24 protein-coding genes and 2 pseudogenes are annotated in these 26,979 nt (G+C 64.0%); 20 read left to right on the top strand and 6 right to left on the bottom strand.

Annotation, left to right across the window (positions count from 1 at the left end):
* Nucleotides 1-64: 64 nt before the first annotated feature.
* The 3 genes from HNP73_RS16625 to HNP73_RS22920 all read right to left on the bottom strand — a co-directional run bounded on the left by HNP73_RS16625 (nucleotide 65) and on the right by HNP73_RS22920 (nucleotide 2,419).
* Entirely contained in the window at nucleotides 65-1,519 is a 1,455-nt protein-coding gene (locus HNP73_RS16625; RefSeq protein WP_184152178.1) for a YfjI family protein, read from the bottom strand.
* A gap of 34 nt (nucleotides 1,520-1,553) precedes the next feature.
* The gene (locus HNP73_RS23980) at nucleotides 1,554-2,096 is read right to left on the bottom strand and encodes a DUF7146 domain-containing protein (protein WP_221288723.1); all 543 of its coding nucleotides are present in this window, start codon (nucleotides 2,094-2,096) and stop codon (nucleotides 1,554-1,556) included.
* A gap of 113 nt (nucleotides 2,097-2,209) precedes the next feature.
* Nucleotides 2,210-2,419: a hypothetical protein gene (locus HNP73_RS22920; protein WP_221288722.1), complete on the bottom strand. Its 210-nt coding sequence runs from the start codon at nucleotides 2,417-2,419 to the stop codon at nucleotides 2,210-2,212.
* 201 nt (nucleotides 2,420-2,620) lie between these two features.
* Between HNP73_RS22920 and HNP73_RS16615 the strand changes: the two are divergent.
* Nucleotides 2,621-3,384, top strand: a pseudogene (locus HNP73_RS16615) (IS5 family transposase).
* Nucleotides 3,385-3,451: 67 nt separating this feature from the next.
* Here the strand turns inward: HNP73_RS16615 and HNP73_RS16610 are convergent.
* The 3 genes from HNP73_RS16610 to HNP73_RS24100 form a co-directional block, all read right to left on the bottom strand.
* A complete protein-coding gene (locus HNP73_RS16610; protein ID WP_184152174.1) occupies nucleotides 3,452-3,646 on the bottom strand; it encodes a helix-turn-helix transcriptional regulator in 195 nt (64 codons plus the stop codon).
* A gap of 62 nt (nucleotides 3,647-3,708) precedes the next feature.
* On the bottom strand, nucleotides 3,709-4,083 hold the full coding sequence (locus HNP73_RS16605; RefSeq protein WP_184152171.1) for a hypothetical protein: 375 nt from the start codon (nucleotides 4,081-4,083) through the stop codon (nucleotides 3,709-3,711).
* A 132-nt stretch (nucleotides 4,084-4,215) separates the two neighbouring features.
* Complete coding sequence (locus tag HNP73_RS24100; protein ID WP_425486643.1) at nucleotides 4,216-4,896, bottom strand: DUF2840 domain-containing protein; 681 nt, start codon at nucleotides 4,894-4,896, stop codon at nucleotides 4,216-4,218.
* Nucleotides 4,897-5,031: 135 nt separating this feature from the next.
* On the opposite strand from HNP73_RS24100, the gene HNP73_RS23970 reads away from it, so the two are divergent.
* From HNP73_RS23970 to HNP73_RS16510, 19 genes and pseudogenes are all read left to right on the top strand, one after another.
* Entirely contained in the window at nucleotides 5,032-5,331 is a 300-nt protein-coding gene (locus HNP73_RS23970) for a hypothetical protein (RefSeq protein ID WP_343063353.1), read from the top strand.
* Between the two features lie 20 nt (nucleotides 5,332-5,351).
* Nucleotides 5,352-5,633 (top strand): DUF6127 family protein, encoded by a 282-nt coding sequence (locus HNP73_RS16595; RefSeq protein WP_184152168.1) that lies wholly within the window; start codon nucleotides 5,352-5,354, stop codon nucleotides 5,631-5,633.
* Nucleotides 5,634-5,706: 73 nt separating this feature from the next.
* Nucleotides 5,707-6,201 (top strand): YcbK family protein, encoded by a 495-nt coding sequence (locus HNP73_RS16590; protein ID WP_246399867.1) that lies wholly within the window; start codon nucleotides 5,707-5,709, stop codon nucleotides 6,199-6,201.
* A complete protein-coding gene (locus tag HNP73_RS24095) occupies nucleotides 6,198-6,527 on the top strand; it encodes a hypothetical protein (RefSeq protein ID WP_425486641.1) in 330 nt (109 codons plus the stop codon). The genes HNP73_RS16590 and HNP73_RS24095 overlap by 4 nt, the downstream gene beginning before the upstream one ends.
* Nucleotides 6,524-6,787, top strand: coding sequence for a hypothetical protein (locus HNP73_RS16580; RefSeq protein WP_184152165.1), 264 nt, complete (start codon nucleotides 6,524-6,526; stop codon nucleotides 6,785-6,787). The genes HNP73_RS24095 and HNP73_RS16580 overlap by 4 nt, the downstream gene beginning before the upstream one ends.
* Nucleotides 6,788-6,895: 108 nt before the next feature.
* Nucleotides 6,896-9,187 (top strand): helicase domain-containing protein, encoded by a 2,292-nt coding sequence (locus HNP73_RS16575; protein ID WP_184152163.1) that lies wholly within the window; start codon nucleotides 6,896-6,898, stop codon nucleotides 9,185-9,187.
* A 14-nt stretch (nucleotides 9,188-9,201) separates the two neighbouring features.
* Nucleotides 9,202-10,089 carry a hypothetical protein gene (locus HNP73_RS16570; RefSeq protein ID WP_184152160.1) on the top strand — a complete coding sequence of 296 codons (888 nt, stop codon included), beginning with the start codon at nucleotides 9,202-9,204 and terminating at the stop codon, nucleotides 10,087-10,089.
* A 13-nt stretch (nucleotides 10,090-10,102) separates the two neighbouring features.
* A complete protein-coding gene (locus HNP73_RS16565; RefSeq protein WP_184152157.1) occupies nucleotides 10,103-11,389 on the top strand; it encodes a BREX system ATP-binding domain-containing protein in 1,287 nt (428 codons plus the stop codon).
* Nucleotides 11,386-12,849 carry a BREX system ATP-binding domain-containing protein gene (locus HNP73_RS16560; RefSeq protein WP_184152154.1) on the top strand — a complete coding sequence of 488 codons (1,464 nt, stop codon included), beginning with the start codon at nucleotides 11,386-11,388 and terminating at the stop codon, nucleotides 12,847-12,849. The genes HNP73_RS16565 and HNP73_RS16560 overlap by 4 nt, the downstream gene beginning before the upstream one ends.
* Nucleotides 12,842-14,875, top strand: coding sequence for a DEAD/DEAH box helicase (locus HNP73_RS16555; RefSeq protein ID WP_343063352.1), 2,034 nt, complete (start codon nucleotides 12,842-12,844; stop codon nucleotides 14,873-14,875). The genes HNP73_RS16560 and HNP73_RS16555 overlap by 8 nt, the downstream gene beginning before the upstream one ends.
* A gap of 654 nt (nucleotides 14,876-15,529) precedes the next feature.
* Nucleotides 15,530-16,525 (top strand): BMP family lipoprotein, encoded by a 996-nt coding sequence (locus tag HNP73_RS16550; RefSeq protein ID WP_343063351.1) that lies wholly within the window; start codon nucleotides 15,530-15,532, stop codon nucleotides 16,523-16,525.
* 116 nt (nucleotides 16,526-16,641) lie between these two features.
* Nucleotides 16,642-18,120, top strand: coding sequence for an ATP-binding cassette domain-containing protein (locus HNP73_RS16545; protein ID WP_184152145.1), 1,479 nt, complete (start codon nucleotides 16,642-16,644; stop codon nucleotides 18,118-18,120).
* A complete protein-coding gene (locus tag HNP73_RS16540; RefSeq protein WP_184152142.1) occupies nucleotides 18,095-19,192 on the top strand; it encodes an ABC transporter permease in 1,098 nt (365 codons plus the stop codon). Before HNP73_RS16545 ends, HNP73_RS16540 begins: the two co-directional genes overlap by 26 nt.
* A gap of 2 nt (nucleotides 19,193-19,194) precedes the next feature.
* Nucleotides 19,195-20,154 (top strand): ABC transporter permease, encoded by a 960-nt coding sequence (locus HNP73_RS16535; protein ID WP_184152139.1) that lies wholly within the window; start codon nucleotides 19,195-19,197, stop codon nucleotides 20,152-20,154.
* Nucleotides 20,138-20,953, top strand: coding sequence for a purine-nucleoside phosphorylase (locus HNP73_RS16530; RefSeq protein WP_425486640.1), 816 nt, complete (start codon nucleotides 20,138-20,140; stop codon nucleotides 20,951-20,953). Before HNP73_RS16535 ends, HNP73_RS16530 begins: the two co-directional genes overlap by 17 nt.
* A gap of 47 nt (nucleotides 20,954-21,000) precedes the next feature.
* A complete protein-coding gene (locus HNP73_RS16525; RefSeq protein WP_184152134.1) occupies nucleotides 21,001-21,972 on the top strand; it encodes a sugar-binding transcriptional regulator in 972 nt (323 codons plus the stop codon).
* A 10-nt stretch (nucleotides 21,973-21,982) separates the two neighbouring features.
* On the top strand, nucleotides 21,983-23,224 hold the full coding sequence (locus HNP73_RS16520; RefSeq protein ID WP_184152131.1) for a phosphopentomutase: 1,242 nt from the start codon (nucleotides 21,983-21,985) through the stop codon (nucleotides 23,222-23,224).
* Nucleotides 23,208-24,215: a deoxyribose-phosphate aldolase gene (deoC, locus tag HNP73_RS16515; RefSeq protein WP_184152128.1), complete on the top strand. Its 1,008-nt coding sequence runs from the start codon at nucleotides 23,208-23,210 to the stop codon at nucleotides 24,213-24,215. Before HNP73_RS16520 ends, deoC begins: the two co-directional genes overlap by 17 nt.
* A 14-nt stretch (nucleotides 24,216-24,229) precedes the next feature.
* Nucleotides 24,230-26,549 (top strand): annotated as a pseudogene (locus HNP73_RS16510) (aldehyde dehydrogenase family protein).
* Nucleotides 26,550-26,979 lie beyond the last annotated feature (430 nt).

Below are 26,979 nucleotides of genomic sequence, written 5' to 3'. Positions count from 1 at the left end.
TGTAGCACGTGTAGCACGCACTCGGCCTCCCGCTTCTCCATCTGGTCTTGCCTGACGATCGCGTTCAGGCTTCCTCCCTGACCTTCACGATCTGCCAGGCGGTCGAGCGGGGCGAACCGCGGACCACTGTCCCCTCCGGCAGCGCCACGACCCAGCCATGCCGTTCGAGCAAGCGCAGCGCCGCCACGGCGTTTTCGCGCAGGGGCCGCGTGGGAGCCTGCTGCGCGACCTCGCGCGTCATGATCTGGTCGTGCCGCCAGACATCGACGAGCCGGTGCCGCAGACATTCCGCCCGCTCGGTCTCCTCGCGGATCGTCTCGGCACTGGCGAGACGCACCGCCTCGGACAGGTAGTAACGCGCAAGCTCGATCCCGCAGGCCATGTCCTCGAGCGCGACCGACGCGGCGTCCAGGTCACGCCAGAGCGTCAGGACGCCGGCGATCCGGCAGGCGTGCTCGGCGGCCTTGGAGGCGTGCCCCGTCACACTGGAGAGCTCGCCCCCCGGAGCCTGCCGCAACTCGCACTCATCGGCGAAGCGGATCAGATCCGCCCGCGCCTCCGGGGAGAGCGCCAGGCGTCGGGGCTGCAAGGCGCGCGACTCCGCCTCCATCGGCAGCGGCGTCCGCAGGATGACCCCGAGACGCACGTTGAAGGCCGCGAGCGCTTCGGTGCCGTCGCGGGCCAGGGCGTGCAGGCGGGTGCCGATCGTGCTCGGCGGCTCGCAGACCAGGAAGCGCGGCAGGAAGCCGGTGTCGCTGACTCTCGGGTCCGCCATGAAGTCGCGCGCCACCCCGGGCTGTACCATCAGGTGGATGGCGAGCCTGCGGTCGTGGAGCGTGAGGCTGCCGTCGCCCTGCCGGGTCCGGCGAATGGGGTTCCCCTGCCAGAGGTCGTTCAGGGCCGCCAGCGTCTTCTGCCGGTGGTCGCGCGACATTGCGAAGCCGCCAAGGAACTGCCCGCCCTCGTCGGAGAAGATGCCGAGGCTCGGCATGCCCTCGGCGAACTTGCGGGTCAGCCCCTCGTAGGTCGGCTCGGTGACCGTGCGGTCGGGCTGTGGTGGCGCGACAGGCTCGTCGCCGAGCGCCGCCAGATCGGCTTCCGCCTCCAGCTGGCTGGCCTTGCCGGCATTCCCCCTGACGGATGCCACGATCGCGTCGTGCAAGGCCTTCCAGAGCGCGTGGCACGCCGCCTTCCACGACTTCAACGCCTGCCGATAGACCGCGGCCTGCTCACGTTCAAAGTCGCGAAGTCCCCGCATCAGAAGCTTATCGCAGGTGCTCTTGCGCTCGCCGCTGCCGGCGACAGTCAGGGCGTAGATTGCGAGCGGCCGATCCCCGCCCAGCGTCTCGACGTTGGCAAAGCCCTGCACCGCGAGCGACGCCACCGCAAGCGCACTCTGCGCCGGCAGCGCGACGGGAGCCTGGGTCATGCCCTGCACCGCATTCACCACCGCCTGCAACGGTCCGAGCGCGGCGACGGGGTACGGGAGCCCAGGCTGCGGTTCCTGCGGCAGCGGCATGGGGTTCTTGGCTCGGCGAGATTGATCGGCGCGTTCATCCCGCGGGCCTCCTCAGCATGATGATGTCATTCCAGTCCCGACCGATCGGGGCGGGCAGGATGTCCACGCTCCAACCCAGGGCGGATGCGCGCTCGGCCAACCGGCGCGCGGCTGCCCGGCCAGCATCGTCGCCGTCAGCGGCAATGGTGAGGCGACGCGGGACGCCCTCCGGCAGCCACAGCTTGGCGACGCAGATCGTGGCATGGTCCGCAAGGAGGCCGCAGGCGAGGCTCAGCGCCGTCTCGATGCCCTCGGCGACGACGAGCCGTCCCCCGGGCGCGTCGGTAAGCCGCACGGCGCCACCGATGGTCGTGCCCAGCATCGCCCGCGCGGGATCGACGGCCGCCTTGCCGCAGCCATCCGGTCGGAGGTAGGTGCGATGCACGGCCACGCGCGGCAGCCCATCCACCCGCGCCACAAGGGCCGGCAGGCGTCGGCCGGACGGGTGCCAGCACTCGGGGTGGAATCGGAGGGTCTCGGACAACGCGCAGTCGATGCGGCGCTGGCGCAGGTAGGCCTCCGCGATGGTGCCCTCCACCGGCTTCGCTTCGTTCCAGCACGTGAGCGCCTGCCGTTCCGTCTTCGCGGCGTGCGCGTCGCGCCTGGCCCGCCGTCGCGCGATCTCGGCGTCACTGAGGGGCCGCGGCCAGGTCAGCCGTCCACGAGCCCCCGCTGGCGCAGCGCATCGATCACCTGCTGGAAGGCGCACCCGGCCTTGCAGGACAGGAGCAGCTTGCCATTGCCGCCATCAGCCAGGGTCAGGCTCGGCCTGCTGTCGGGATGCGCCGGGCAGCAGGCCTGACCGGAGCGGCCATTCCGGCGGCCGCCGAGGGCCAGCGTGAGGGAACGGGCGTCAGTCATGGGTGTAGCCCAACTGGTGCTCCGCTGCGGGAAGGGACGGGTGATCCGGGCGGAGTGACTCCCGCCCGGGCCTTCAAGGTCTTCATTTCCGGTTATCCTCTTGCCTTGCCGGCAAGGGGCGCTCGCTCTAGGATGCGAACCCATAAACAGGATTCCGGTTTGGCTTGATGCGTGATTCACTGCCGCAAACGGGGGCAGGTGATGGCGCGTTTCGATCTGACGGACTTCGAGTGGGGGCTGATCCAGCCCCTCTTGCCGAATAAGCCGCGCGGCGTGGCGCGGGTGGACGACCGGCGGGTGCTGAACGGGATCTTCTGGGTGCTGAGGACGGGCTCGCCGTGGCGCGACCTGCCCGAGCGCTACGGACCGCCGACGACGATCTACAACCGTTTCAACCGCTGGGCCAAGGCCGGGGTCTGGGTCCGCGTCTTCGAGACGCTGATCGAGCGATCACCCGACAGCATGCAGTTCATCGACAGCTCGATCATCCGCGCCCACCAGCAGGCCGCGGCTAAAAAAGGGGGAAGGATAACACCCTCGGTCGCTCTCGTGGGGGATTGAGCACCAAGATCAATGCCATGGTTGACCATCGCGGCCTGCCGGTCGCGATCACGCTGCTCCCGGGCCAGGCCTCCGACAAGGCGGCGGTGGAGGACCTTCTCGCCGCTCATGGCGCCCCGGGAGACGTCGTCGCGGATCGCGGCTACGACGCCCGCGCCGTCCTCGATCTCATCGCGGCGCGCGGCGGGCGCGGCCATATCCCCACCCAGCGCGACCGAAAGGTCCAGCGCTCCGTCGACCCGGCCCTCTATCGCAGGCGAAATCTCGTCGAGCGCTTTTTCAACAAGCTGAAGCACTTCCGCAAGGTCGCAACCCGCTACGAGAAGACGGCGAGAAACTACCTCGCCGCTATCCTCATCACCTCGTCACGCCTGTGGTTGCGCCACTATGAGTCCGCATCCTAGGCTCCGGTGTATCCACACAACCGGGACGACCAGCGCCGCTGCCCCTCCACCGGGCGGCGGTTGCGTGTCACGCGTTGTTGGCCTTCGCAGCCTTCGCGGCCTCCCAGGCCTCCAGCTCCGAGAGCTTCCAGCGCGTGCAGCCGGGCGTCAGCGTGACGGGCTGCGGGAAGTCCGGATCGGTCTTGGCCCAGCGCCAAGGCGTCGAACGATGCACGCCGTAGCGCGCAGCGATCTGGCTGTCGGAAAGGTAGGTTTCTGCCATGCAATGCACTCCAACGGTTTGCGGTGGGTGCAGTCTGACCCCTTGTCCGGACAGTGGCGGGGTTATGTCCCGGATTTCTCTTTGCGGCGATTCCAAAGCTTGCGGTTCGCTTCCGCAGAGGTGCCGTATCCCTTTCTGTGGGCCAACGCGGCGGCCCGGGTCGGCTTGAGGTGCGGGTTCTCCTCAATCATGCGGTCCATCTCGGCAAGAATGACTGCACTCCTGGCTTCGGCCTTGCGGCCACCCAAGAGACCGCTGTTCCTTCCGCCGATACGGACCCTCATCCCTCGCAGCGCGTCTGGTTCCGTTTCTTTACCGAGTGCCAACTGAAAGTGCCGACCCGCTGTGAAGGCATAGACCACGGCCGTGGCAACGTGCTCCTGGAGTGCGGCAGCCAGCTCTTCGTCTAACAATAATTTCCAGAAACGGCCCAACATGATGCCGTCTTCTTTAATCTTGCCCTCCGCCCTTTCTGCCTTTCCTGCCCCTCCCGCCGCGAAACCAGCCGGGCAACAACCTGCCTGACTGGACACCGGAAATGAGCGCCACCGAGCGCGGGAACGCCGCTCTCATGGCTTTCCCGCGCTCGCGTCGGCGACGAAAATGCTGTTGCCCTGCGACTCTGCGACCCCGGGATCGCGCGCCGGAACGATCGCGCGGCCGTCGCCGGATCGTGCGTCGGACAGCGGCGCGGCGACAGCCCGCGCGTCGCCTGGACGCATGACGAACGGCGGTGCCTCGCGCCAATCTGGCGGCGGTCGCGGTGCTGATGACGGCGGTTCGGTTGCAGCTGCGCCGCCGAGGATCGGCGCGAGCGCGGCGACGTAGGCCCGCGTTTCGGCCGGCAGCGTGCGGCCAGTCGCAAGGTATTCATCATAGTGATCGGGACCGGCATTGTAGGCCGCCAGCATCGCCGCGACATTGCCGTATCGGTCGATACGTTTCGCGCAGGTAGGCCGTGCCTGCGAGGATGTTCGCTCGTGCGTGTAGGCGTGCGGGTCCAGATTGGCGGTCAGGCGGTTGTACGCGTGACGCCAGTAGTCCGGCGACACGTCCGCCAGATCGAGGCCGAGCGATTCCACGGCGTCGATGGTCGCAAGCCCGCGCTGCACCTTTGCCCAGCTATCGAGGCGCAGCCGGATTTCGCCGCCGGGGCGGATGAAGGGACGATCTCGGACTGACGCTCCAGACCGGCTTCGTGACCAAGGTGCTGGTGGGCCTCTTCGGCTCCGACCGGCTCCGGCTGGCACAACGGCATCGTCGACCAGCCCCGGCTGCCGGGGTTCAAGGCTTACACCAACTACGACAACTACGTCGGTGTCGGGACCTGGACGAAGATCGGCCTCAACAACACCGACTATAACGATCAGGGGGCGTTCGACGCCGTGAACAACCACTTCGTGGCCCCGGTGGACGGCACCTACCTCTTCGGAGCGACGCTGCTCTACGAAGTCAACGCCAGGGCCCGTATGCGCGGGCGGCTGGTGCTGAACTGCACGACGGAGATCCGCGGCTCCTTCGGAGAGATCTCCGCCACCCATCTCTCGCTCGCCACCGCGATCTGGTTGCAGACTATGGTGCCGCTGACGGCCGGCGATACCGTCGAGCTCCAGGGGTGTTTCCGGGTCGCGGACGGATACTTCGCCGCCGATCACACGTCCTTCTGGGGCTGCAAGATCGGCTGAGCGGCGGAAGGAGGATCGCAATGACACCACCCCGATCCGAGGGCTTCGTGCGCATCCCCGACGCCGAGTTCGAGGCGATCTTGACGCGCGCGGCCGAGGAAGGCGCGAAGCGCTCGCTCGCTGATGTCGGCCTCGACGGCGACGAGGCCGCGCTCGACATCCGTGATCTCCGCTCGCTGGTCGACTGCATCCGGCTCGTGCGCCGCACCGCCATGCAGACAGCCGTCCGCATGATCACAACCGGCGCAATGCTGGCGCTGGGCATCGCCATCAAGCTGAAGATCTTCGGCGGCAGTCCTTAGCCGCGCCGCATCCCCATACATCAGCCTGCAATGACCCGCCCTCGAGGCGGGTTTGTCGTTTTCGGAGGCCCCCATGACGAAGACCTTCCACAGCCACTGGAGCGACGTGCTCGAGGGCACCTGGCGCTGGCCGAATTTCAGCCCGGCCGAGATCGCCTGCCGGGGCACCGGCAAGTTGCTGGTCAACGAAACCGCGCTCGACAGGAAGCAGGCGCTTCGTGACTGGCTCGAAAAGCCGCTGATCGTGCGTTCCGCCTATCGCAGCCCCGAACACAACCGCGCCGGCGGCGGCGCGACCCGGTCGAAACACCTCGACGGCGCCGCGTTCGACATCGCCATGGCGAACCACGACCCGTTGGCCTTCGAGGCCGCAGCGCGGGAGGTCGGGTTCCTCGGCTTCGGCTTCTATCCGGGCTCGGGCTTCATCCACGTCGACATCGGCCCCGCGCGTCAGTGGGGTGAGCGCTTCCCAGTCCGGGAGATGGCCTTCGCGGCGGAAACGCCCCCAGCGCGCGAGGTTCTGGCTGACAGCCGCACCATGAAGGGGGTGGCGCAGCAGGAGTGGTGACGCTGGGCGCAGCCGGTGTCGAGGTGGCCCAGCAGGTGCTGGCGGAGACCCAGACCGCGTATCTCGACACGCTACGATGGGTATTCATCGCCGTCGCGCTCGGGGGGATCGCGGTCACGATCTACGCTCGGCTCGACGACTGGAAGGGGGCGGCGATGATCGGCGGGCTCCTCGCCAAGCTCGCCGGATCGGCATGGGCACGCACGGCGCTCTGCTACGGCGTCATCGCACTGGCGATCCTGCTTTTCCTGCTGGCCCTGCACCGCTCCGGCGAGCGCGCCGGTCGGCAGGCTGAGCGGCTCGAGTCCATGGAGAAAACCCCATGACGTACAACGACGGATGCTGGAGGCTGCGGCTCGCCGCCCGCGGTCTCGTAGCGATCTGGCTGAGCGGCTGCGCGACGGTCAGTTCTGAAGTTGGCGGACAAGGGACATGTCCACCTTTCGTCGAGTACCGCAGGGAGTTCCAGGCGCGCGCGGCAGAGGAGATGGCCCTGCTGCCGGAGGGTTCGGTCATCGCTGAGATGCTGAGCGACTACCCGGTGATGCGAGAGCAGGCTCGTGTCTGCAAGGGCAGCCTCAGGTGAACATCGGCCTCTCGCGCGCGCGAAGGCGGAAGAACGATCATCAGGCCTGCTTGTCAAGAAATGAGATACGCAAAACGCATACCCTGGTCGGGATTGATGAGGGTGGCCATGAACGCACCGATTGAGCACGGAGACTTGAACAAGCGAATTTCACGTGACCAGGCGAACGCGCTAGCAGCAGTTCGATGCGCGCAGCATGAGCTCGCCCAGTTTCGAGCGCCCGTGCTCTCTGGAAGTGGGCTGGACGGCACCACCGAACATGATCTGGGCCGCAGGGACTATGCAGATAAGCGGCTCGCTGCCCTCGAAGCGATCATTTCGGACCCATTCCAAGCCATGGTCGAAGTCTGCACCGAGGTGGTGGGCGAGCGTGGTGAGGTCATCGAGAAAGAGCAGCTCTGGTATGCGAACGTCGAATCCTCAGTGAATGAAGTATTTCGGGATGGGTCTTCCAACATTGCCGTTCTGTCCTGGACGCATCCGGGCATCCAGCTGGCCCTATCCACAGACCTCGGCGACTTCCGAGACGTGAAGGCAAGTGGCTTCAAGCTTCGTAGCGTTGAACCGCTGGCTAAGGCGCGCTTCGACGCTGCGCTGCCACAGATGTCGGCAGTCTACCAGCCTGGTGGTGCAGTGCGTCCCAAGCGTGCTGTGCAGCCCAAGACCGGGTTGAAGGCCGTCAAGCTGGAGATGACGAAGGATCAGGTGCAGGCCTTCGTATCGCGGATGAGCGGCCTCATGATCGTGACTGGCGCACCGGGATCAGGAAAGACGACCGTCGCGTTTCAGCGGATCCGCTTTCTCTTTGATCAGCAGGACCAGCGCGACGACGGAGGTCGGCTGGTGAAGTACGCGCCACACCTCACTCGCGTTTTCCTGGCAAATGAAAATCTGGCTGGTCAGGCAAAGACTCTCCTGAGCAAGCAGCTGGCGATCCCTGCATCTGTCGTTGCAGGCGTCAGCGACTTTATCAGCAACTATGTCGATCAGGTCTGGCTGTATAAGCACAACGCGCGCCCGCGGCAAAGGAGGCTCTCCCAATTGGAGATCGCGGCGAGAAGCGCCATCCCGGGGCTTTCCGATCAGCACGACCTCGTTCGCCTTTGGGAGCTCTACGAGCATCAAGTGGCGGAACGCCTGCAGCATGGAGCGGATGCCAAATGGTCGACCTTGGCCCCAGGTGCAGCGACCCAGCTCGCAACACTGGCATCGGCCCTACGGCGCTCGGCAGAGACCGCCAATATGGGGCGTGATCCGGCGTCGTCCGCTCTTTCCATGGCAGCGGTATTCTCAAAGGTGTCGCAGCCGTACGCTGATGCGCGCGATCGCATGAACTCAGCCGAGCGTCGTCAGTTTGATGAAGCATTCCAGCAATGGCTGTACTGGGTGTACGACCCGCTGATCGCCATCGCGGGCTACCTCGGAACAAGAGAGTCAGAGGCGGCACACCGGATGAGGCGCGGCACCGGAGGGCGCGTGAACGAAGCTGAGGTCCTCGCCACCGCTCAACGTGAATGGAATGATCGGACCTACGGCCCCGAGGATGTTGCGTGGATCGCCTGGCTTCTTCGCTTTTCTCTGCCGGCAGAGTTGGAGCCACAAGGTCGATTCAGAGAGATGCCTTCGGCGCTGGGCCCGGCCACAGTTGACGGCGATCGGTGGACGCACGTCGCCATTGACGAGGCTCAGGACCTTACGGTGGCGGAGGCGTCGCTCCTCGGCTCGCTCGTAGACCCCGACGGCGCACTGACCGTTTCCGCAGATTTCCGGCAAATCGTGAGTCCCGTTCAGGGCATGCGCAACGCCGAAGCACTTCACATCGGGCGCTCCCTGCGAGGCAAAGGTGCCGAGCAGATCTATCCATTCGCCCGGAACATGAGGCAGAGCAAACAGATCGGTCGCTTCCTGCAGGGCTTCTACGAGGTAGCCTTTCGAGAAAGGCCGACTTTTGACGCGAACAGCTCGCTGGAGGACAAGAAACCCCAGCTCATTGTGGCGCCTTACCAGGACCATGCTCGCCGCATAAAGCAGCTTGTCGCGGTTCTACGCCGATCTGATGTGGTATCGAGTATCGCTCTTCTACAGATCAACGAGGATCAGCCGGCGCTGAACGCTCTGCGCGAGGAACTGGCAGCCATCGATGTTCCACTTGCCCCGATTTGGGCTGCATCCGGCGACGGTCTGCTGACGTCCTCGGTGGAGCGCATCAAGGGCCTCGAGTTTGATGCATGCATCGTGCTGGGCCTGGAAGGCGTCGAGAGCGCAGCGCTGAATTTCACTTTGAACCGGGCGTATGTCGCGCTTTCCCGGCCTGCGCGCCGTTTGGCCCTGATCTGCAGCGAATATCCGCCGCTGCTCCGCAAAATGGACAAGTCACTCTTCGATGTGACTCAGTCCTGACAGAACGCAGAACAATGTCAGACACAGCCGACGCCCAACTCTTCCCAGAACTTGAAAGATACGTTGAGAAGAATGGGCTTCTTGCAAACGCAAAGGGAATTCTCGCAGCGCGCTTGCCGCGTATTCTTGGTCAAGGGAAGACTCGTGCAGAGGGACTTGATCTCCCTCCAGCTACAATTGAACGACAGCAAGAGTTGCTTGCCTTGTCGCTCCCGGAAGATGCAACGAAGAATCCTGGAATTCAACGTGAAATGGAGGCGGCTCAAAGGGCTGTCGACGAGCATGCAGACCATATGCGGCATCCCGAGAACCGAAGGCGTTTCGCTCTGCAGGTACTCCGCCAACTCGAAGGGGTGACCACGGGTAACAAAGACAATCACTTCTTTGCTGACCGTTTTGTATTGGTGCCAGACAAGAGTGGCTTAAGTTGGTCATGGTCGATGACGCCACACTACGCCATGACTTCGAAGATTCCGGCGGATGTCGAATACGTAGTAAGAGCCTACGAAGCTTCTGAACGCATCGTCGAGAAGTGGACGATGCCTGTCGATCGTTTTCTGGATCGGCTTTCGCTCGCCTGGGGAATGGCGCGACACTTCAACGAAGACGAGAACGTACTGATCGCGGAAGTGGCACGTCTCTTCAAGGTTGCTGTGCAGGATGACCGCTTCTGGAACAGCCCGGCGCGAAGAAACTTCGAGGACGTACCCGAGGCTGTTTTTATCATCAACCTGATAAATTGGCGTCAAAATCGCGATAGCGCATCTGGCCCCAACTTTGAACTCGTGCCTGCAACTCTCAATCAAGCACACGGATCAAAGTCACGTGCCTTTTTCGTTCCCGGAAATACCGAAGGCACCATCGTGCGATCGATGATCTATATCCGGCGCGTGGGAAAATAATGGGTATGACACGATGATCATTGCCATATCGAAGGTCGATGCCCGTCGCTTGATCCAAAAGCTTCTGAATGCCCCAATTGCACCCGGGCGCGACTCCTACTTCATCAATGTTGGCACTGAACCAATTATTGATGCACTCGATCAAAACTATTTCCGCGGCGACCTCGCGGACGGCATTGGCTGCTTCAAGTACCTCGAGGGCGATTATGGAAGCGGAAAAACGCAGTTCATTAACAGTCTGGCTCAGCGAGCCTCCGAAAACGACGTCGTGACTGCCCTCGTAACCGTCGGCGCCGAGTGCCCGTTTAATTCGCCGGCTGCCATCTTCCGCGCCATCATGGAGTCGTTCCAGCCGCCGGCTGACGCCGATACCGGAGACGCAAAGGGTATCGAGATCCTGATCGACAGTTGGGTCAGTACACGAATACGGCAACTTGGCGTTGAGCCAGGTGACGATGTCCCTGATCTGGTCCAGCGGCAGATTGAGGGGCAACTCGGCGGTCTGTGGAAGGGAGCGCCGGATACGCAGATGGCGTCGGCGTTGACGGCGCTGAGCAAGCGTCTCCTGAAAACCAACTGCGGTGCCACAGAAGCGGTGGCAGATAGCGAACTGATCTCATGGATCAGGGGCGACAACGTCCGCTCGACTGCGCTGAAGGCGCTTGGCCTCTTCGAACCGGTACGAGATGACAACGCCTTCCGACGCTTGAAGACGGTCATCGCGTTCCTTCGCACACGGATGGCTTACCGCGGATTTCTGATCGCCTTCGATGAAGGGACCCGCACGTCTTCCTTTAGGAGAGGATCTGCCAAGCAGAAGCAAGCCATCGAGAACCTCCTTACAATGATCAACCAAAACGCCGAAGGCGAGTTCGGCGGCGTAATGTTCTTGTACGCTGCGACACCTGACTTCCGGTCAGAGCACATCAGTAAATATCGAGCTCTCCAGGATCGTATCGGGACGGTCGCATTTTCGCGTGGAAGTCCGCTGGTGCCCCTGATCAACATCGAAGAAGCCAACTCTGAGAATGTTATATTTCAGATTGGCGACCGACTTCTCGCGGTCTTTGCCAAAGCATACCATCTTGAATGGGATGAGGGTCTGCAGAAATCGAACATGAAAGCAATTGTCGAGGCGCAGAAGGATCGCCTCTTTGAAACGCCGAAACCGCGCTTCTTCGTTTACCAGTACTGTCGCTTCTTGAATGGCCAACGCGAGGCTCAACGCGCAATCAACAATGAGCAGGCTAGCGACTTTGTGAACGACAACGAACCTCCTCTGGAGGGGGAGGACGCGTGATCAAGCCTGGTGATCAAGTTGAGCACGAGGAATTCGGCATCGGCCAAGTTCTCGCTCTGCTCGGCGAGACGGCTACCGTTGAGTTCTTCGGAGAGACGTTCGATGTCGAGGTTGGAGAGCTGCTGCCTCGTCCGAACGGCAGTAGTCCGGTCATAAATTCGGCGCCAGTACGAGAAGGCACCGACTTGGCCTTCAGGCAATCGTTCGAGGCGGTCAATCTGGGCGTGGTGCCATCGAACCCCGACCAACTGATCAAGCTGACGATAGGTGGGGACCAAATCTCCGCCAATGTGCGCAGTATCCTTGTTGATGCTCTTCGCAGCGGCGCGTCTCGTATCTTCATGGGTTACTATGGCTCAGGCAAATCCCACCACCTGAGGCTTGTGAGAGCTATCGCGCTGCGTGAGGGGTGGGCAACGGCATCGATCGAGCTCGACCCAAAAGCTGCCGATCCGGCCAAGCCGTTCTCGGTCTACCAAGAACTTATCACGGGCCTGGAGTTCCCGATGCGCAGCGATGGCAGCCGGAACGAGGACTTCTTCGATCTCATCAAAGAGATTCGAGATAAGTGGATGGACGTGCGGTCGCTGAAGTATCTGAAGGCGTCGCAGTGGTTTGGGAACGGCATCGAAGCGCTACAGTTTCTTGCGCATCGCCGCGACGACCTTGAGTATGTCTCCGCGGTCAACTGGCTGGCCGGACAGGTCAAGCTCATTAGTGCAATAAGGAAGGTCACGTGGCGGGAGGGCTACCGGGGGAAAATCCCGACGATGCCACAGACCAAAGACACCGGACTCATCTATGCGTTTCACTTGGTCGTTCTGCACGAAGTGCTGAAGGCGTTGGGATATCGGGGCTTGGCCTTGATCATCGATGAAGCGGAGCACGTCAGGACTTATTCAATCAATCGGTACCTTCGGGCGAACAATTTCTTCGATGTGCTAGCGCGATGTGCGCATCCCCCTCGAAAAGACCTTCAGGATCCAAATTGTGATTACGACATGACGGGAGTTCCGCCGTTCTGGCGAGAAGGCCCGCACTTCGGTTTGTTCGTCGGCTTGACTGAGGGTGAGGACACGCAAGACCTCGAGAGAAAGGCTGGTGAGATGAGCGTGCTTATTCACTCGCCGGATGAGGTCGTGCACCTCGCTCCACCGAGTGCTGCTGATTACGAGGCATGGGCAATCCGTTTCTTGACCGAGGCCTCAAGCCACCTTGGGCCAAAAGTGGACTTGCTTTCGGATCCAGACTTGTGCGCGCAGATTGCTGCCGTGCTGAGGGAGCGGTTCGAGCAGATACCAGATACCGAGAAGTTGCTTCGGAACTGGACGAAGATGGCCGGTCTTCCGGCCGCGGTGCTGCTGAGCCAGTCAGCGGCCGTAGGGCATAATGAGCTACTCGCGATTGTTGATGACGCAGCCAAGCAAATTTCAGGGGAGGTGATGCCCTGGGATGAGTAACAGCCGAGCCGAACTGGCGCGTATGATGCCGGACGCCTTTCCGATATTCTTCGCCGGACGGCAGCCATATCCGGGCCAAGCGTCCGTGATGCCGGAGATCGTTCGTGGTCAAAACGTGCTGTTCGCCGCGCCGACGGCTTCTGGCAAGACGGAAGCGGCCGTCGCGCCGCTCTATCAGCGGCATGTTAGTTTCCGACGCGGGGCTTTGTCCACGATCTATGTGGCGCCGACCAAGGCGCTCGTAAATGACCTCTACGAGCGTCTGGTCACCTACTTGGGCATCAAGCACCCCGGGACGATTGCTCGCTACACTGGCGACCGCCATGAGTACTCACGCGCAGAAGGGGCCTTCTGCGTCGTGGTGACCCCGGAGGCGCTCGACTCTCTGCAGCTTAGGCACCCGGAACTTCTGCATTCGGTGCGATCGGTGGTAGTGGACGAAATTCATCTGCTGCATGGTCAGGCGCGCGGCCAGCAACTGCGGCACGTGATCTCTCGTATCCGGAGTCCGGCCAAGCCGCCAAGGTCTCCTCGGGACAACTTTCAGATCGTTGGAATGACCGCGACGCTAGACGACATGCCGGCAGTTGCGGCGCTCTGGCTCGGCGAAGACGCGAAGGTACTGTCTCATGGCTCGCCGCGCGAAATCGATCTGGAGCTCGTCGATGTCGTCGTAGAGGAGCCCGGACAAGCAGACCGGGCTAAGGCCCGGCAGCTCGCCCGGTGGCTCGAGAGGGCGGGCGCTGAGAAAGTGCTCGTCTTCACAAATTCCCGCAATGGTGCGCACGCCATGGCGGCGCATCTTCACGAGGAGCTCTCCGGCACCCGGTGGCCGGTTCATCTCCATTTTGGGGCCTTGCCTGCCGGTCAGCGGGAGCGCGTAGAGGAACAGATGCGAAGCGATCGATCTGGCGTCTGTGTGGCCACATCGACGTTGGAGATCGGGATCGACATCGGAGACGTTGATACCGTCGTACTCGCCGAGATGCCGCGAAGCGTTAACGGCTTCCTACAGCGGATAGGCCGCGGAAGCCGCCGAACTGGGACCTGCAGAGTGGTCGCGTTCCGGAGCTCAGACGACGACGAACGGCTCATGCAGGCGTTGCTGGACTGTGGTCGCCGTGGAGACCTTGACGACGTGTATGAGTACGATCGCCCGTCAGTTCGGTTTCAGCAGGTACTTAGCCTTGCCTGGCGCGCAACTCGTGAGGACCGCTCCCTAATGGAGAAGCATTTGGCTGACGAAGCCGGAACAGCCGAGCACACTCGGGTCGTGGATGACATGCTGGCGACGGGCTGTCTCGTGGATTTGCGCGGGGCCCTCGTGCCGTCTGATCGGCTGATCGATGAGGGAGATGCGGGGAGGATCCATACCGTCATCGCCGGCGGGGTTAGTAGCTCCGTCGTCGATATCCGCACTGGCGACACAGCATTCCGTGACGCGGACGCAGCGACCACAGGTGGCGCCCTGTTCCACGCCGGTGCAATGCGACGGCTGCTGGCGGGAGGCGATGGGGCGGCTTACCTCGGAGATAATGCCAAAAGGTCTCACCCGCTCGCCAAGATCAAGGCTACTGGGCCTGCTCTACCAACGAGCCGTAGCATCATATGGGCGCTGGCACGTCTCAATGGGTATGATCCGGCTCGTTGGCAATTGAACGGGGGAACGCTTTTGACTTGGGGTGGGCAGACACTGAATGCTCTGCTTGCTGCAGTTTTTCGAAGGTCAGCCCCTGACCGAAACTTCTCTCCGAGCCCAACCGCAGTTTCCGGAGACATCTTCGCGATCGATCTGTCGATTGAATCTATCCGGGACTTGGCCAAGGGTATCGAGACGGCAAACGATCTCCCCCTTTCCGTCGCTTCGAAGTTCGTCGGCCCAAGCCGCTTCATCGGGGAGCTGTCAGATGCGCTTGTGGCAGAGGAGAAGCGACGTGCAGTCCCGTGGGCGCTCTTGCATCGCTGGCTTGACAGGGTCGAAGGCATCGACCTCGGAGGATCATTGCCCATGGAAAAGCGGGATTGAGTGCGGGTACTCTGACGCTGCGTATTGGGAACTTTTAATTGCTTTATAAAACAAAGACTTAGTCTGGAGAATGTTGGATGCCAGACCCATCCCTCCGCCATTAGTCCATAAGTTTTCTAATAAATTCTGCGTTTAGGACACCCGCCAAAGCACCCGTTATCCCGTTTGCGCTTGAATGCCATGACGTGCGACGAGGTGTTAACTAGGCGCCCATTCCAGAGGCGGCGCCCCGAAGTCCGCCGGGCTTCTCTACGCGATCTGCAGGGCTCGACCGGTCAACATCCGCCGACTGATCGAACCGATCGGACGCATCCCGCCTGCCAAAGCTGAAGATCGCCATTGGCCGAGCTGGCCACCCGGCATGTTGTCGGCGCGCCGAGCCCTGAGGCGCCCACAAACCTGCCAGGCCAATTCCTGAATATGCGTCGCTGAGCGCCCGGTCCGCGGTAGCGAACAGTCACGAATGACAAGGGTATGTCGGTGGATTCTTGTTGTGGCTCCGGGCTTCTCCAAAGAGGTTGTGATTGCCGAAGGTCGGCAACCCACGGAATTATAGATATTATTTGGAAACAAAGCTCCGGGACGTGCGTACTTGCATTTCAATTCACCTTCCGCATATATATCACACGTGAGTTAATCAAACGGGGGGAAACTGTGAAGCTCGCACGCGCTTTTCTTACTGCCGGCGCCCTCGCCGGTTCAGCGTCGGCCGCCTTTGCCGACGCGCAGCCTGCGGTGATCTACGACCTCGGCGGAAAGCACGACAAATCGTTCAATGAGGCGTCGTATGTCGGAGCCGAGCGCTTCGCCGAGGAGACCGGGATCGAGTACCGCGAGTTCGAGTTGCAGTCGGACGCGCAGCGGGAGCAGTCACTGCGCCGCTTCGCCCAGCAGGGGCGCAACCCCGTCGTCGTGACGGGCTTCTCCTGGGGGCAAGCGGTGAAGTCCGTCGCGCCCGAGCACCCGGAAACAAGTTTCGTGCTGATCGACTCCGTCGTCGATCTGCCAAACGTCCGATCGGTGACGTTCAAGGAGCATGAGGGCTCGTATCTGACCGGGCTGATGGCAGTCATGGCGTCGAAGTCGAACAAGATCGGTTTCGTCGGTGGCATGGACATCCCGATGATTCAGGCGTTCGCCTGCGGGTACCGGCAGGGAGCGAAGGCGACCAACGCGGACGTCGAGATCCTCGAGAACATGACCGGGACCACGAGCGCCGCGTGGCGCGATCCGGTAAAGGGCGGCGAGCTGGCGAAGTCGCAGATCGGGCGCGGCGCCGACGTGATCTATCACGCGGCGGGCGGCACCGGCATCGGTGTGCTTCAGGCGGCCGCCGACGCGGGCGTTCTCGGGATCGGCGTCGACAAGAACCAGAACGGGGTTCACCCCGGCAAGGTTCTGACCTCGATGCTCAAGCGCGTCGACGTGGCTGTCTATCAGGCGATGATGGACGTACAGAATGGCGCGTTCACGCCGGGCATCCAGTCGCTCGGGCTCGCCGAGGGCGGCGTCGACGTCGCGATCGACGATGACAACAGATCTCTCATTACCCCGGAGATGGCCGCCGCGATCGAAGCGGCGAAGCGAAAGATCGTGTCCGGCGAGGTGTCGGTGCATGACTACCGCGCCGATGACTCGTGCCCCCTCTGAGGACGCAGCACGTGGTCGCTGGCGCTAGGGGCAAACCGGCTTCTCCCCCACTCGCGATCGAGCTTAGTGGCATCAGCAAATCGTTTGGCACTGTTCACGCGAACAGGGACATCTCGATGGCGGTGGCCAGGGGCACGATCCACGGGATCGTGGGCGAGAACGGCGCGGGGAAATCGACCCTGATGTCCATCCTCTACGGTTTCTACCAGGCCGACAGGGGAGAGATCAGGATCAACGGAGAGCGAGTGGCGATCCGCCACTCGGACGACGCGATCGCGGCGGGGATCGGAATGGTTCATCAGCATTTCATGCTGGTGAAGCCTTTCACCGTGCTTGAGAACGTCATTCTCGGCGCCGAGGAGGGGGCGAGTCTGCAGCGCTCGGCCGCAAAGGCGCGCGGGATCCTCGGTGAGCTTGCGGAGACCTACGGGCTGGAGGTCGATCCCGACATGGTCGTGGGCGATCTCTCCGTCGGGCTCCAGCAGCGCGTCGAGATTCTGAAGGCGCTCTACCGGCAGGCGGAAATCCTCATCCTCGACGAGCCGACGGGTGTCCTGACGCCGTCGGAGGCCGACCACCTGTTCCGGATTCTCGAAAGCCTGAAGGCTCAGGGAAAGACGATCATCTTCATCACCCACAAGCTGCGCGAGATCATGTCGATCACCGACACGGTCAGCGTGATGCGGCGCGGGGCAATGACCGCGACGCACCCGACGTCCGAGATGAGCGTGACGCGGCTCGCCGAGCTGATGGTGGGACGCGCGGTCGAGCTGAGGGTGGACAAGACGCCGGCAAGACCCGGCGCCGAGATCCTCTCCGTCCGCGACCTGACGGTCGCACGGAACGGCACCGAACGGCTGAAGTCGATTTCCTTCGGCATTCGCGCGGGGGAGATCCTCGGGGTGGCGGGCGTCGCCGGCAACGGACAGTCCGAGCTGCTCGAGGTGCTCTGGGGCACGGCAGCGGCCACGGCCGGCGAGGTCCTCCTGAAGGGTGCGCCGCTCGACGTCTCGCGCGGTGGACGCGCGGCGGAGCGGCGTCGGCAAGGGATCGGCCATGTTCCGGAGGACAGGCACCGTCACGGCATCATCATGCCGTTCGGAGTCTGGGAAAACGCGAGCTACGGCTATCATCGCAGCCCTTCCTTCACGAGCGGCCCGTTCTCGCTGCCGGGCAGGATGAAGGACGCGGCCCGCGAGCTGATCGAAACCTTCGACGTGCGCCCGGACGATCCGCTTCTCAAGACCGCGAACCTGTCGGGCGGCAATCAGCAGAAGATCGTCCTCGGGCGGGAAATCCGTCAGAACCCGGACCTGCTCCTGATCGGCCAGCCCACGCGCGGCGTCGACATCGGCGCGATCGAGTACATCCACCGCGAGATCGTGGCGCTGCGCGACCAGGGCAAGGCCATTCTCCTCGTGTCGGTGGAGCTCGACGAGATCCTCGGGCTGTCGGACCGCGTGATCGTCATGTTCGACGGCCGGATCTCCGGCGAGCGCGTCATCGAAGAGACCGACGAAAACGATCTCGGCATGTTGATGGCCGGTGTGGACCAGCGGGAGGGCAAGAATGTCACAGCTTCCAAAATGGGCTGACAGCTTCCTCGTCCCACTGCTGAGCGTTCTGCTCGCGCTCGTCGTGTCGGGGCTGGTGGTTCTGGCCATCGGGGAGAACCCCCTGACGGCCGTCCGGGTGATGATCACCGGCGCGTTCGGCAGCACCTACAATCTCGGCTTCACGCTGTTCTACTTCACGAACTTCGTGTTCACCGGGCTGGCCGTGGCCGTTGCGTTTCACGCCGCTCAGTTCAACATCGGCGGCGAGGGGCAAGCGACGTTCGCCGGCATCGGCGCGGCACTGATCGGCCTCTCCCTTGGCGAGACCCATTGGCTGCTCGTGCTGCCGCTCGGGATCCTCGTGGCGTTCCTCTTCGGCGCCGCCTGGGCCGCGGTTCCTGCCTACCTGCAGGTCCGGCGCGGCAGCCACATCGTCATCACCACCATCATGTTCAACTACATCGCCGCCGGTCTGCTGGTGGCGCTGCTCGGAAACTTCCTGAAGCCGGCCGGGTCGGCCGCGCCGCAGTCGCGCACCTTCGACGAGGGCGCACACCTGCCGCGGCTGGATGAAGTCCTCGGCTGGATCGGGATCGAGGCGCAGAGGATGGAGGGGAATATCATGTTCTTCTTCGCTCTCGCCGCCTGTGCGGTGGTCTGGTTGCTGCTCTGGCGCACGCATCTCGGCTTCGAGATCCGCGCCTATGGCCACAATGAGAAGGCCGCCGACTACGCGGGTATCTCGGGCTTTCGGATCGTCATGCTCGTCATGCTGCTGTCGGGCGGGCTTGCGGGCCTGATGGCGACGAACACCGTCCTCGGCCAGCAGCATTCGCTGGTGCTCGGTTTCGTCGAAGGCGCGGGCTTTACCGGTATCGCCGTCGCGCTCATGGGACGCTCGCACCCGTTCGGCGTGGCGCTCGCAGCACTGCTGTTCGGCGCTCTCTACCAGGGCGGCGCGGAGCTGGCGTTCGAGATGCCGGCGATCCCTTCGAAGATGATCGTGATCATCCAGGCGCTCATCATCCTCTTCGTCGGGGCGATGGAGAACATCGTTCGGATCCCGCTCGCGCGCATCTTCATGTTCGTTCAACAGTCGCGGAAGGCGTAGCGATGGATTTCGATATCCTGATCCAGATCCTCGGCGCAACCTTGCGCGTGGCGACCCCGATCCTGCTCGCGTGTCTTGCCGGCCTCTACTCCGAGCGCTCGGGGATCATCGACATTGGTCTCGACGGCAAGATGCTCATCGCGGCGTTCGCGTCGGCAGCCACGGCAGCAGTTGTCGGAAACGTCTGGGTCGCCCTTGGCGTGGCGGTGCTCGCGTCTTCGGCCTTGGCGCTCATCCAGGGCCTCGCCGCGATCACCCTGCGGGGAAACCAGCTCATATCCGGCGCGGCGATCAACATGCTCGCCCTCGGGACCGCCTATCTCCTCAGCCAGACAATGTTCGGAACCGGCGGGCAGACGCCCGGGCTCGGCCCGGATCAGCGCTTCATGGGGATCGAGCTGCCCTTCCACGACGCCTTGGGCGGCTTCTACCAGCAGGTCGTCTCGGGCCAGAGCGTCATCGTCTACTTCGCGCTCGCAACGGTGCCGTTGACGTGGTGGGTGCTCTACCGGACGCGCTTCGGTCTGCGGCTTCGGGCAGTCGGCGAAGCTCCGAACGCGGTGGATTCCGCCGGGATCAGCGTCGCGAGGCTGCGCTATTCGGCCGTGCTGATCGCCGGCGCGCTCTGCGGCGTCGCCGGCGCCTATCTCGCGACGGCGCAGGCTGCCGCCTACACCGACGGCATGACGGCGAACCGCGGCTTCATCGCACTGGCGGCCCTGATCTTCGCGAAATGGCGCCCCTACCCGGCTCTCGGGGCCTGCCTGCTCTTCGGCTTCGTCGAGGCCGTCGGGTATCAGGTGCAGGGTAACCTCAACGTTGACAGCCGCGTCCTCGCGACCCTCGTCGATTTCCTCGAGAGCTCCCTGCCGTACATCCTGACCGTCGTGATCCTCGCCGGGTTCGTCGGGAAGGCAACGCCGCCCGCAGCGGGCGGAGTCCCTTATGTCAAAGAGCGTTAACATGACCACAGAAGCTTCCCTGAAGATCATCAACGACCGTCTCGGCGCCCCAAAGGTCCGCATCGGCTTCATCCTCGGCTCCGGTCTCGGCCACCTGACGGAAGCCGTCGACGGTGTTGCGATCGACTACACCGATCTGCCCGGGTTCCCGCACGCCGGCGTTTCGGGCCACACGGCCAAGCTCGTGATCGGCAAGCTCGAAGGCGTTGATGTCGCGGTGTTCGGCGGCAGGGCGCACTTCTACGAGAAGGGCCAGGCGGACGCGATGCGCGTTCCGCTCGAGGTCCTCGCCGCCCTCGGTGCGGAGCAACTCTTCGCCACGAACGCCTGCGGGTCCTTCCACGCGGAGATTCCGCCGGGCGAACTGATGCTGATCTCCGATCATATCAACTTCTCGGGCCGCAGCCCGCTCATCGGCGAGGGGACCGACGCGCGCTTCGTCAATCTGGTCGATGCCTACGACCCCGCCAGCCGCCTGCGACTGCAGGAGATCGCCCGCGCCGAAGGGATCGCTCTGCGGGAGGGCGTCTACGCCTGGTACTCCGGCCCGAACTTCGAGACGCCGGCCGAGATCCGCGCGCTGAAGACCCTCGGCGCCGACGCGGTCGGCATGTCGACGGTCCCTGAGGTCATCCTCGCCCGCTTTCTCGGGATGAAGGCCTGCGCGGTCTCGGTCATCACCAACATGGCCGCCGGCCTTGGCAACGAGCACATCAGCCACGAGCACACGAAGGCCAGCGCGCCGATCGGTGCAAAGAAGCTCGAAAAGCTCATTCGCGGCTTCCTGCGCGGTTTCTGAACCGCGCGGCCAGAACCACGAGGCGAAATGTCCGAGGAGCTGACGAGATGAAGGAAACGTCCGGCAACTGGCACGAGTACTCGGTCATCAAGGCCGCATGGATGTACTATATCGGCGGCAAAAGCCAGTCCGAGATCGCGAAGACGCTGAGGATCTCGCAGCCCACCGTCGCCCGCCTGATCGCCGAGGCGCAGCGGGACCGGATCGTGCAGATCACCATCAGTCAGCGGCCGGGCGAGTGCGTCGAGTTGGAAGGCATCCTTGCCGACCGGTTCGGCCTTGACCACTGTATCGTCGTTCCGACGGACGTTTCCTTGTCGGCCCAGTTCGACGACGTCCTGCGCCCCGTCAGCCGGATAGCGGCGGCCTATCTCGCCGCCATCCTCTCCGACGAAGCCGTCAGGACGGTCGGCATCGGGCTCGGCCGCACACTCGCGGCGAGCTTCGCCGAGATGACCAGCATCGAACGGCCGGACCTCGAGGCCGTTTCGATCACGGGCTCGCTGACCCGATCGCTGGCCGCGAACCGGATGGATCCGAGCCAGCTCCTGGGCCGGAAGATCCGGGGAGACGTCTACTTCCTGCCCGTGCCGTATCTCGCGACGACCGTAGAGGAAAAGCTCGTTTTCCTGTCACAGCCCAGCGTGCAGCAGCTGATGGACAGGGCGCGAGCGGCCGATCTCTTCGTGGTCGGCATCGGCTCGCTCGGGCGCGAAGACCATCTCTTCGTCAACCAGGTCATCACCGAGGCCGAGTACGAGGAACTCGTGGGAACCGATGCGGTCGGCGACCTCATGGGCCGCTTTTTCAACCTCGCGGGGCGGCTCGTCTCGGTGGAGCTCGGCGACAAGGCCGTCGGGATCGCCCCGTGGGAGATCTCCGGCCGCCGCATCGTCGCGATCGTGTGCGGCGACACCAAGACGGAAGCGACACTCGGAGTGCTGCGGAGCGGGCACGTCACCGAGCTCATCATCGACGAACACCTCGCCCGCAGCATCCTCCAGAGAATGAACGACTGAACCAATCAAAATGAGCAACACCAGAGCTGTTCTGATCGTCCTCGATTCCGTGGGCGTCGGCGGTGCCGACGACGCCCACCGATACGGCGACGCAGGATCCAACACACTCGGCCATATCGTCCAGGCGGCGGACGAGGGACGCGCCGATATTCCGGGTGGCCGGAAAGGGCCGCTGCACCTGCCGCATCTGGCGCGCCTCGGTCTTTTCGACGCGCTGCACCTCGCCTCCGGCCGGCCGGCGATGCCGGTGAGCGAGACCGGGACATGGGGCGTCGGGATCGAACGCTCGCCCGGCAAGGATACGACCTCCGGCCATTGGGAAATCGCCGGAACTCCGGTCCGAAAGGACTTCCACTACTTCCCGGTCGAGGAGCCTGCCTTCCCGCCGGAGCTTATCGCGGAGATCGTCGCACGCGCCGGCCTGCCCGGTGTCCTCGGGAACAGGCACGGGTCGGGTACCAGGATCATCGAGGAGCTTGGCGACGAGCACGCGAGAAGCGGCAAGCCGATCTTCTACACGTCGGCCGATTCAGTCGTCCAGATCGCGGCCCACGAGGTCCACTTCGGACTCGACCGGCTCTACGACCTTTGCGTGCTGACGCGCGAGCTCGTCGATCCGCTCATGGTCGGACGGGTCATCGCGCGGCCGTTCACCGGAGAAACACCATCCTTCACGCGGACGGCGAACCGGCGCGACTACTCGATGCCGCCGTTCGATCCGACGCTTCTCGACACTCTCGTGGCGGAGGGGCGCAGCGTCATCGGTGTCGGCAAGATCAGCGACATCTTCGCCGGGCGCGGCATTTCCCAGTCCCGCAAGGCGAGCGGCATCGAGGGGACGGCGCTCGCGACGGCCGAGGCGATCCGGGACCTTCCCGAAGGCGGGCTCGTCTTTTCCAACGTCGTGGAGTTCGACAGCGAATTCGGCCATCGACGGAACGTCGCAGGCTACGCCGCAGCCCTCGAGACGTTCGACGCACTGGTGCCCGCGATCCTCGGCGAGCTTCGGCGGGACGACCTGCTCATCATCACCGCCGACCACGGCAACGATCCGACGTGGCGCGGCACCGATCACACCCGTGAGCGAACGCCGATCCTCGTCACGGGACCGGCTGCGCGACCCGGCTGCATCGGCCTCAGAGACTTCTCGGACATCGCCGCAACGATCGCTGCGCACCTCGGGGTGAGCGCGCCAATCGGCGGCAGCAGCTTTGACTGGAAGGGGGAATCGACAAATGTCCGGCATAAGTGAAGTCGTGGAAGCTTCACCTGCTGTTTTCACGCAGCACCATGAGCTGCCGCGCAATCCCGGCACCGCGTTGGATATCGGCTGGGTCAACGACGCCCGGGCGAACACATCCGCCATTGAACGGCGGACCCGCACCCTCGTCACGCGCCGCGGGCCCAAGAAGGACCACCAGGCCGCGTGGCTCCTGCGGGCGGTCGCCTGCATCGACCTGACGACGCTCTCGGGCGACGACACCGAAGGGCGCGTGCGGCGGCTCTGTGAGAAGGCGAAACGGCCGATCCGCGCCGATATCCTCGACGCACTCGGAATGTCGGACGCGGGCCTCACGACCGGAGCGGTCTGCGTCTACCACGACATGATCGGGCCGGCGACGCGCTGCCTTTCGGGCAGCGGTATCCCGGTCGCGGCAGTCTCGACCGGATTTCCCGCCGGACTGTCTCCGCTCGAACTCAGGCTCCGGGAGATCGAAAGCTCCGTTGCGGCCGGGGCGAGCGAGATCGACATCGTAATCTCGCGGCGCCACGTGCTGATGCAGGACTGGGACGCGCTCTACGCGGAGATTTCCGCATTCCGAAAGGCGTGCGGGCCTGCGCACATGAAATCGATCCTTGCGACCGGCGAACTCAAGACGCTGCGCAACGTCTACAAAGCCTCGATGGTCGCCATGATGGCGGGGTCGGATTTCATCAAGACGTCCACCGGCAAGGAAGCCGTGAACGCGACGCTGCCGGTATCGCTGACCATGGTGCGCGCCATCCGCGACTACCATGAGAAAACCGGCCACTTCGTCGGCTACAAGCCGGCGGGCGGCGTAAGCTCCGCGAAGGACGCGCTTGGCTATCTCATTCTCATGAAGGAAGAACTCGGACGCCGCTGGCTCGAGCCGGACCTGTTCCGCTTCGGCGCCTCGAGCCTGCTCGGCGACATCGAGCGGCAGCTCGAGCATCACGTCACCGGCGCATACTCCGCCTCCTTCCGTCATCCGCTCGTCTGACAGGCCACAAAGACATGACCGTAAGAGAGATATTCGAAACCATGGAGTACGGCCCGGCCCCCGAAGGGAAAGCGGAAGCCCTTGCGTGGCTCGACTCGGCGGGCCGCCGATTCGACCTGTTCATCGATGGCGCCACCACCGCGCCGGCGTCGGGAAGCTATCTCGAGACCCATTCGCCGGCGACCGGCGAAACGCTCTCGGAGATCGCCTTGGCCGGTGCCGACGACATCGACGCCGCCGTGAAGGCAGCGCGGCTGGGCGGCGCTGCGGGGCGTCGAGCGGGCGAAATACCTCTATGCCCTGGCGCGGCACATGCAAAAGCATGCCCGCCTCTTCGCCGTCCTCGAGTCCATGGACAATGGCAAGACCATCCGCGAGAGCCGGGACATCGATGTCCCGCTGGCGATCCGACATTTTTACTACCATGCCGGTTGGGCGACGCTTCAGGCGAAGGAGTTCCCCGGCCACGAGCCTCTCGGCGTCGCCGGACAGATCATCCCCTGGAACTTCCCGCTCCTCATGCTCGCATGGAAGGTGGCGCCCGCCATCGCGATGGGCAACACCGTGGTGCTGAAGCCCGCCGAGCAGACGCCGCTGACCGCGCTCCTGTTCGCGCGGATCTGCCAGGACGTCGGCCTGCCGAAGGGCGTCGTCAACATCGTCACCGGCGACGGTTCGACCGGCGCGGCGCTCGTCGACCATCCGGACGTCAACAAGATTGCCTTCACCGGCTCGACGGCGGTCGGCAAGATGATCCGCGAGCGGACCGCCGGGACCGGCAAGAGCCTCACGCTGGAGCTTGGCGGCAAGTCGCCGTTCATCGTGTTCGACGACGCTGATCTCGACAGCGCCGTCGAGGGCATCGTCGACTCGATCTGGTTCAATCAGGGCCAGGTGTGCTGCGCCGGTTCGCGTCTGCTGGCACAGGAAGGCATTGCGGAAAGCCTCTACGCCAAGCTCGCTGCCCGCCTGCGCACCCTCCGGGTCGGGGATCCGCTCGACAAGAATGTCGACATGGGGCCGATCGTCTCGGCCGAGCAACTCGCGCGTATCAGGACGCTCGTCGCCGCGGGATGCAGCGAAGGGGCGACGCTCACCCAAGCCCCCTGCGACGTGCCATCAAATGGTCACTTCTATCCGCCGACGCTCCTCACCAATGTCGAGCCGGCGCATCTCGTGGCGCAGGAGGAGATCTTCGGCCCCGTGCTGGTGGCGATGACCTTTCGCACCCCCGGGGAGGCGGTCGAGATCGCCAACCATACCCGATACGGGCTCGCCGCGAGTGTCTGGACCGAGAACGTCAATCTCGCGCTCGACATGGCGCCGAAGCTTCGGGCGGGCGTGGTCTGGGTCAACTCCGCCAACCTCTTCGACGCCGCGGCCGGATTCGGCGGCGTGAAGGAATCGGGGTATGGCAGAGAAGGCGGCAGGGAGGGACTCTATGCCTACCTCAAGCCGGTGGGCCGGCCGGCGGCGCCAAAGAAGGCCGGGCGGAAGCTGAAGGCCGCGGCTGTCACCGGCATCGACCGCACGCCGAAGCTCTACATCGGCGGCAAGCAGGTCCGGCCGGACGCCGGCTACTCCATCGGGGTCATCGGCACCGGCGGCGTGTTGCTGGGCCACGTCGGGCAGGGCAATCGCAAGGACGTCCGCAACGCGGTCGAGGCGGCCCGGAGGGCCGCGGCCTGGAGCGGCACCACGGGATACGCGCGGTCGCAGGTGCTCTACTTCATCGCCGAGAACCTCGCCGCGCGCCGTCAGGAGTTCGAGGCACGGATCATGGCGATGACCGGCCAGGACGACGCGTCGTCAGAGGTCGACGAAGCGCTCGACAGCCTCTTCACGTACGCCGCATGGGCCGACAAGCATGATGGCGCGGTCCATTCTGTCCCGATGCAGGGTGCGGTCCTCGCGATGAACGAAGCGACCGGCGTCATCGGTATCGTCTGTCCGGCAGACCGCCCGCTGGCTGGGCTGATCGACCTGGTGGCACCCGCGATCGCCACTGGCAACCGTGTCATCGCCGTTCCGAGCGAGGCCCATCCGTTGTCCGCGACGGACCTCTATCAGGTTTTCGACACATCGGACCTGCCTGATGGCGTCGTCAACATCGTGACGGGCGAGGCCGAGGCCCTCGCCGAGGTCCTCGCGCTCCACAACGACGTCGATGCGCTGTGGTACGCGGGCCCCGACGAAGGCCGCGCGACCGTAGAGCGGGCGTCGATCGGCAACCTGAAACGGGTCTGGCTCCCGGGCCCCGACGGCGCAACAGACGGCGAGGCCCTGCGCCAGGCCACTCAGGTCAAGAACGTCTGGCTGCCCTACGGCGAATAGGCCGGCCGAGAGAGGGCATGCAGCCTCGGCGATCGCGGCGGCTGCATGCCCTCTTCGGTTTTCAGTTCCGGCGGGTCCGCGCAAAGCCGCCGGCAACGTCGTTCGCCGTGCGAAATGCGCTCGCAGGCCGTCCGACCGGCCGGCAATGTGACAGGTTCCTGGCCTGACCGCGAATGCGGAAGGATCAGGCACGGGCACCGCCGGCCGGTGACACGATGCGGGTACGTCGCCTCACAGCCCTCTCTCGTCAGCCGCCTTGTACGCAGTCGTCCGGGGCTTCAGCGCGCGGATCGCGGAATCGGTCAGCGGCACTTTGGGGGCCTTTCAACTCGAGACCAATCGGGAGGCCCCCGCGAAGGCCCCCACCTTCATCCGATTGTGGGCGGACGAAAGCGGACACCGGCGTTCAGGCCGGCTTAAATTATCTCAC

The sequence above is a fragment of the Amaricoccus macauensis genome (assembly GCF_014201905.1).
GTDB classification, from domain to species: Bacteria; Pseudomonadota; Alphaproteobacteria; order Rhodobacterales; family Rhodobacteraceae; genus Amaricoccus; species Amaricoccus macauensis.
The sequence above is the reverse complement of the archived record's forward strand: the minus strand, read 5'-3'. Positions and strand labels throughout refer to the sequence as shown.

Coding starts and splice junctions, on each gene's coding strand:
- HNP73_RS16555 (WP_343063352.1), top strand. CDS start 12,842: ATGAGTAACAGCCGAGCCGAACTGGCGCGTATGATGCCGGACGCCTTT.
- HNP73_RS16520 (WP_184152131.1), top strand. CDS start 21,983: ATGAGCAACACCAGAGCTGTTCTGATCGTCCTCGATTCCGTGGGCGTC.
- HNP73_RS16570 (WP_184152160.1), top strand. CDS start 9,202: ATGTCAGACACAGCCGACGCCCAACTCTTCCCAGAACTTGAAAGATAC.
- HNP73_RS16540 (WP_184152142.1), top strand. CDS start 18,095: ATGTCACAGCTTCCAAAATGGGCTGACAGCTTCCTCGTCCCACTGCTG.
- HNP73_RS16535 (WP_184152139.1), top strand. CDS start 19,195: ATGGATTTCGATATCCTGATCCAGATCCTCGGCGCAACCTTGCGCGTG.
- HNP73_RS16545 (WP_184152145.1), top strand. CDS start 16,642: ATGGCGGTGGCCAGGGGCACGATCCACGGGATCGTGGGCGAGAACGGC.
- HNP73_RS16625 (WP_184152178.1), bottom strand. CDS start 1,519: ATGCCGCTGCCGCAGGAACCGCAGCCTGGGCTCCCGTACCCCGTCGCC.
- HNP73_RS16530 (WP_425486640.1), top strand. CDS start 20,138: ATGTCAAAGAGCGTTAACATGACCACAGAAGCTTCCCTGAAGATCATC.
- HNP73_RS16595 (WP_184152168.1), top strand. CDS start 5,352: ATGACACCACCCCGATCCGAGGGCTTCGTGCGCATCCCCGACGCCGAG.
- HNP73_RS16575 (WP_184152163.1), top strand. CDS start 6,896: ATGAACGCACCGATTGAGCACGGAGACTTGAACAAGCGAATTTCACGT.
- HNP73_RS16580 (WP_184152165.1), top strand. CDS start 6,524: ATGACGTACAACGACGGATGCTGGAGGCTGCGGCTCGCCGCCCGCGGT.
- HNP73_RS16605 (WP_184152171.1), bottom strand. CDS start 4,083: ATGTTGGGCCGTTTCTGGAAATTATTGTTAGACGAAGAGCTGGCTGCC.
- HNP73_RS22920 (WP_221288722.1), bottom strand. CDS start 2,419: ATGACTGACGCCCGTTCCCTCACGCTGGCCCTCGGCGGCCGCCGGAAT.
- HNP73_RS16590 (WP_246399867.1), top strand. CDS start 5,707: ATGACGAAGACCTTCCACAGCCACTGGAGCGACGTGCTCGAGGGCACC.
- HNP73_RS16565 (WP_184152157.1), top strand. CDS start 10,103: ATGATCATTGCCATATCGAAGGTCGATGCCCGTCGCTTGATCCAAAAG.
- HNP73_RS16525 (WP_184152134.1), top strand. CDS start 21,001: ATGAAGGAAACGTCCGGCAACTGGCACGAGTACTCGGTCATCAAGGCC.
- HNP73_RS16610 (WP_184152174.1), bottom strand. CDS start 3,646: ATGGCAGAAACCTACCTTTCCGACAGCCAGATCGCTGCGCGCTACGGC.
- deoC (WP_184152128.1), top strand. CDS start 23,208: ATGTCCGGCATAAGTGAAGTCGTGGAAGCTTCACCTGCTGTTTTCACG.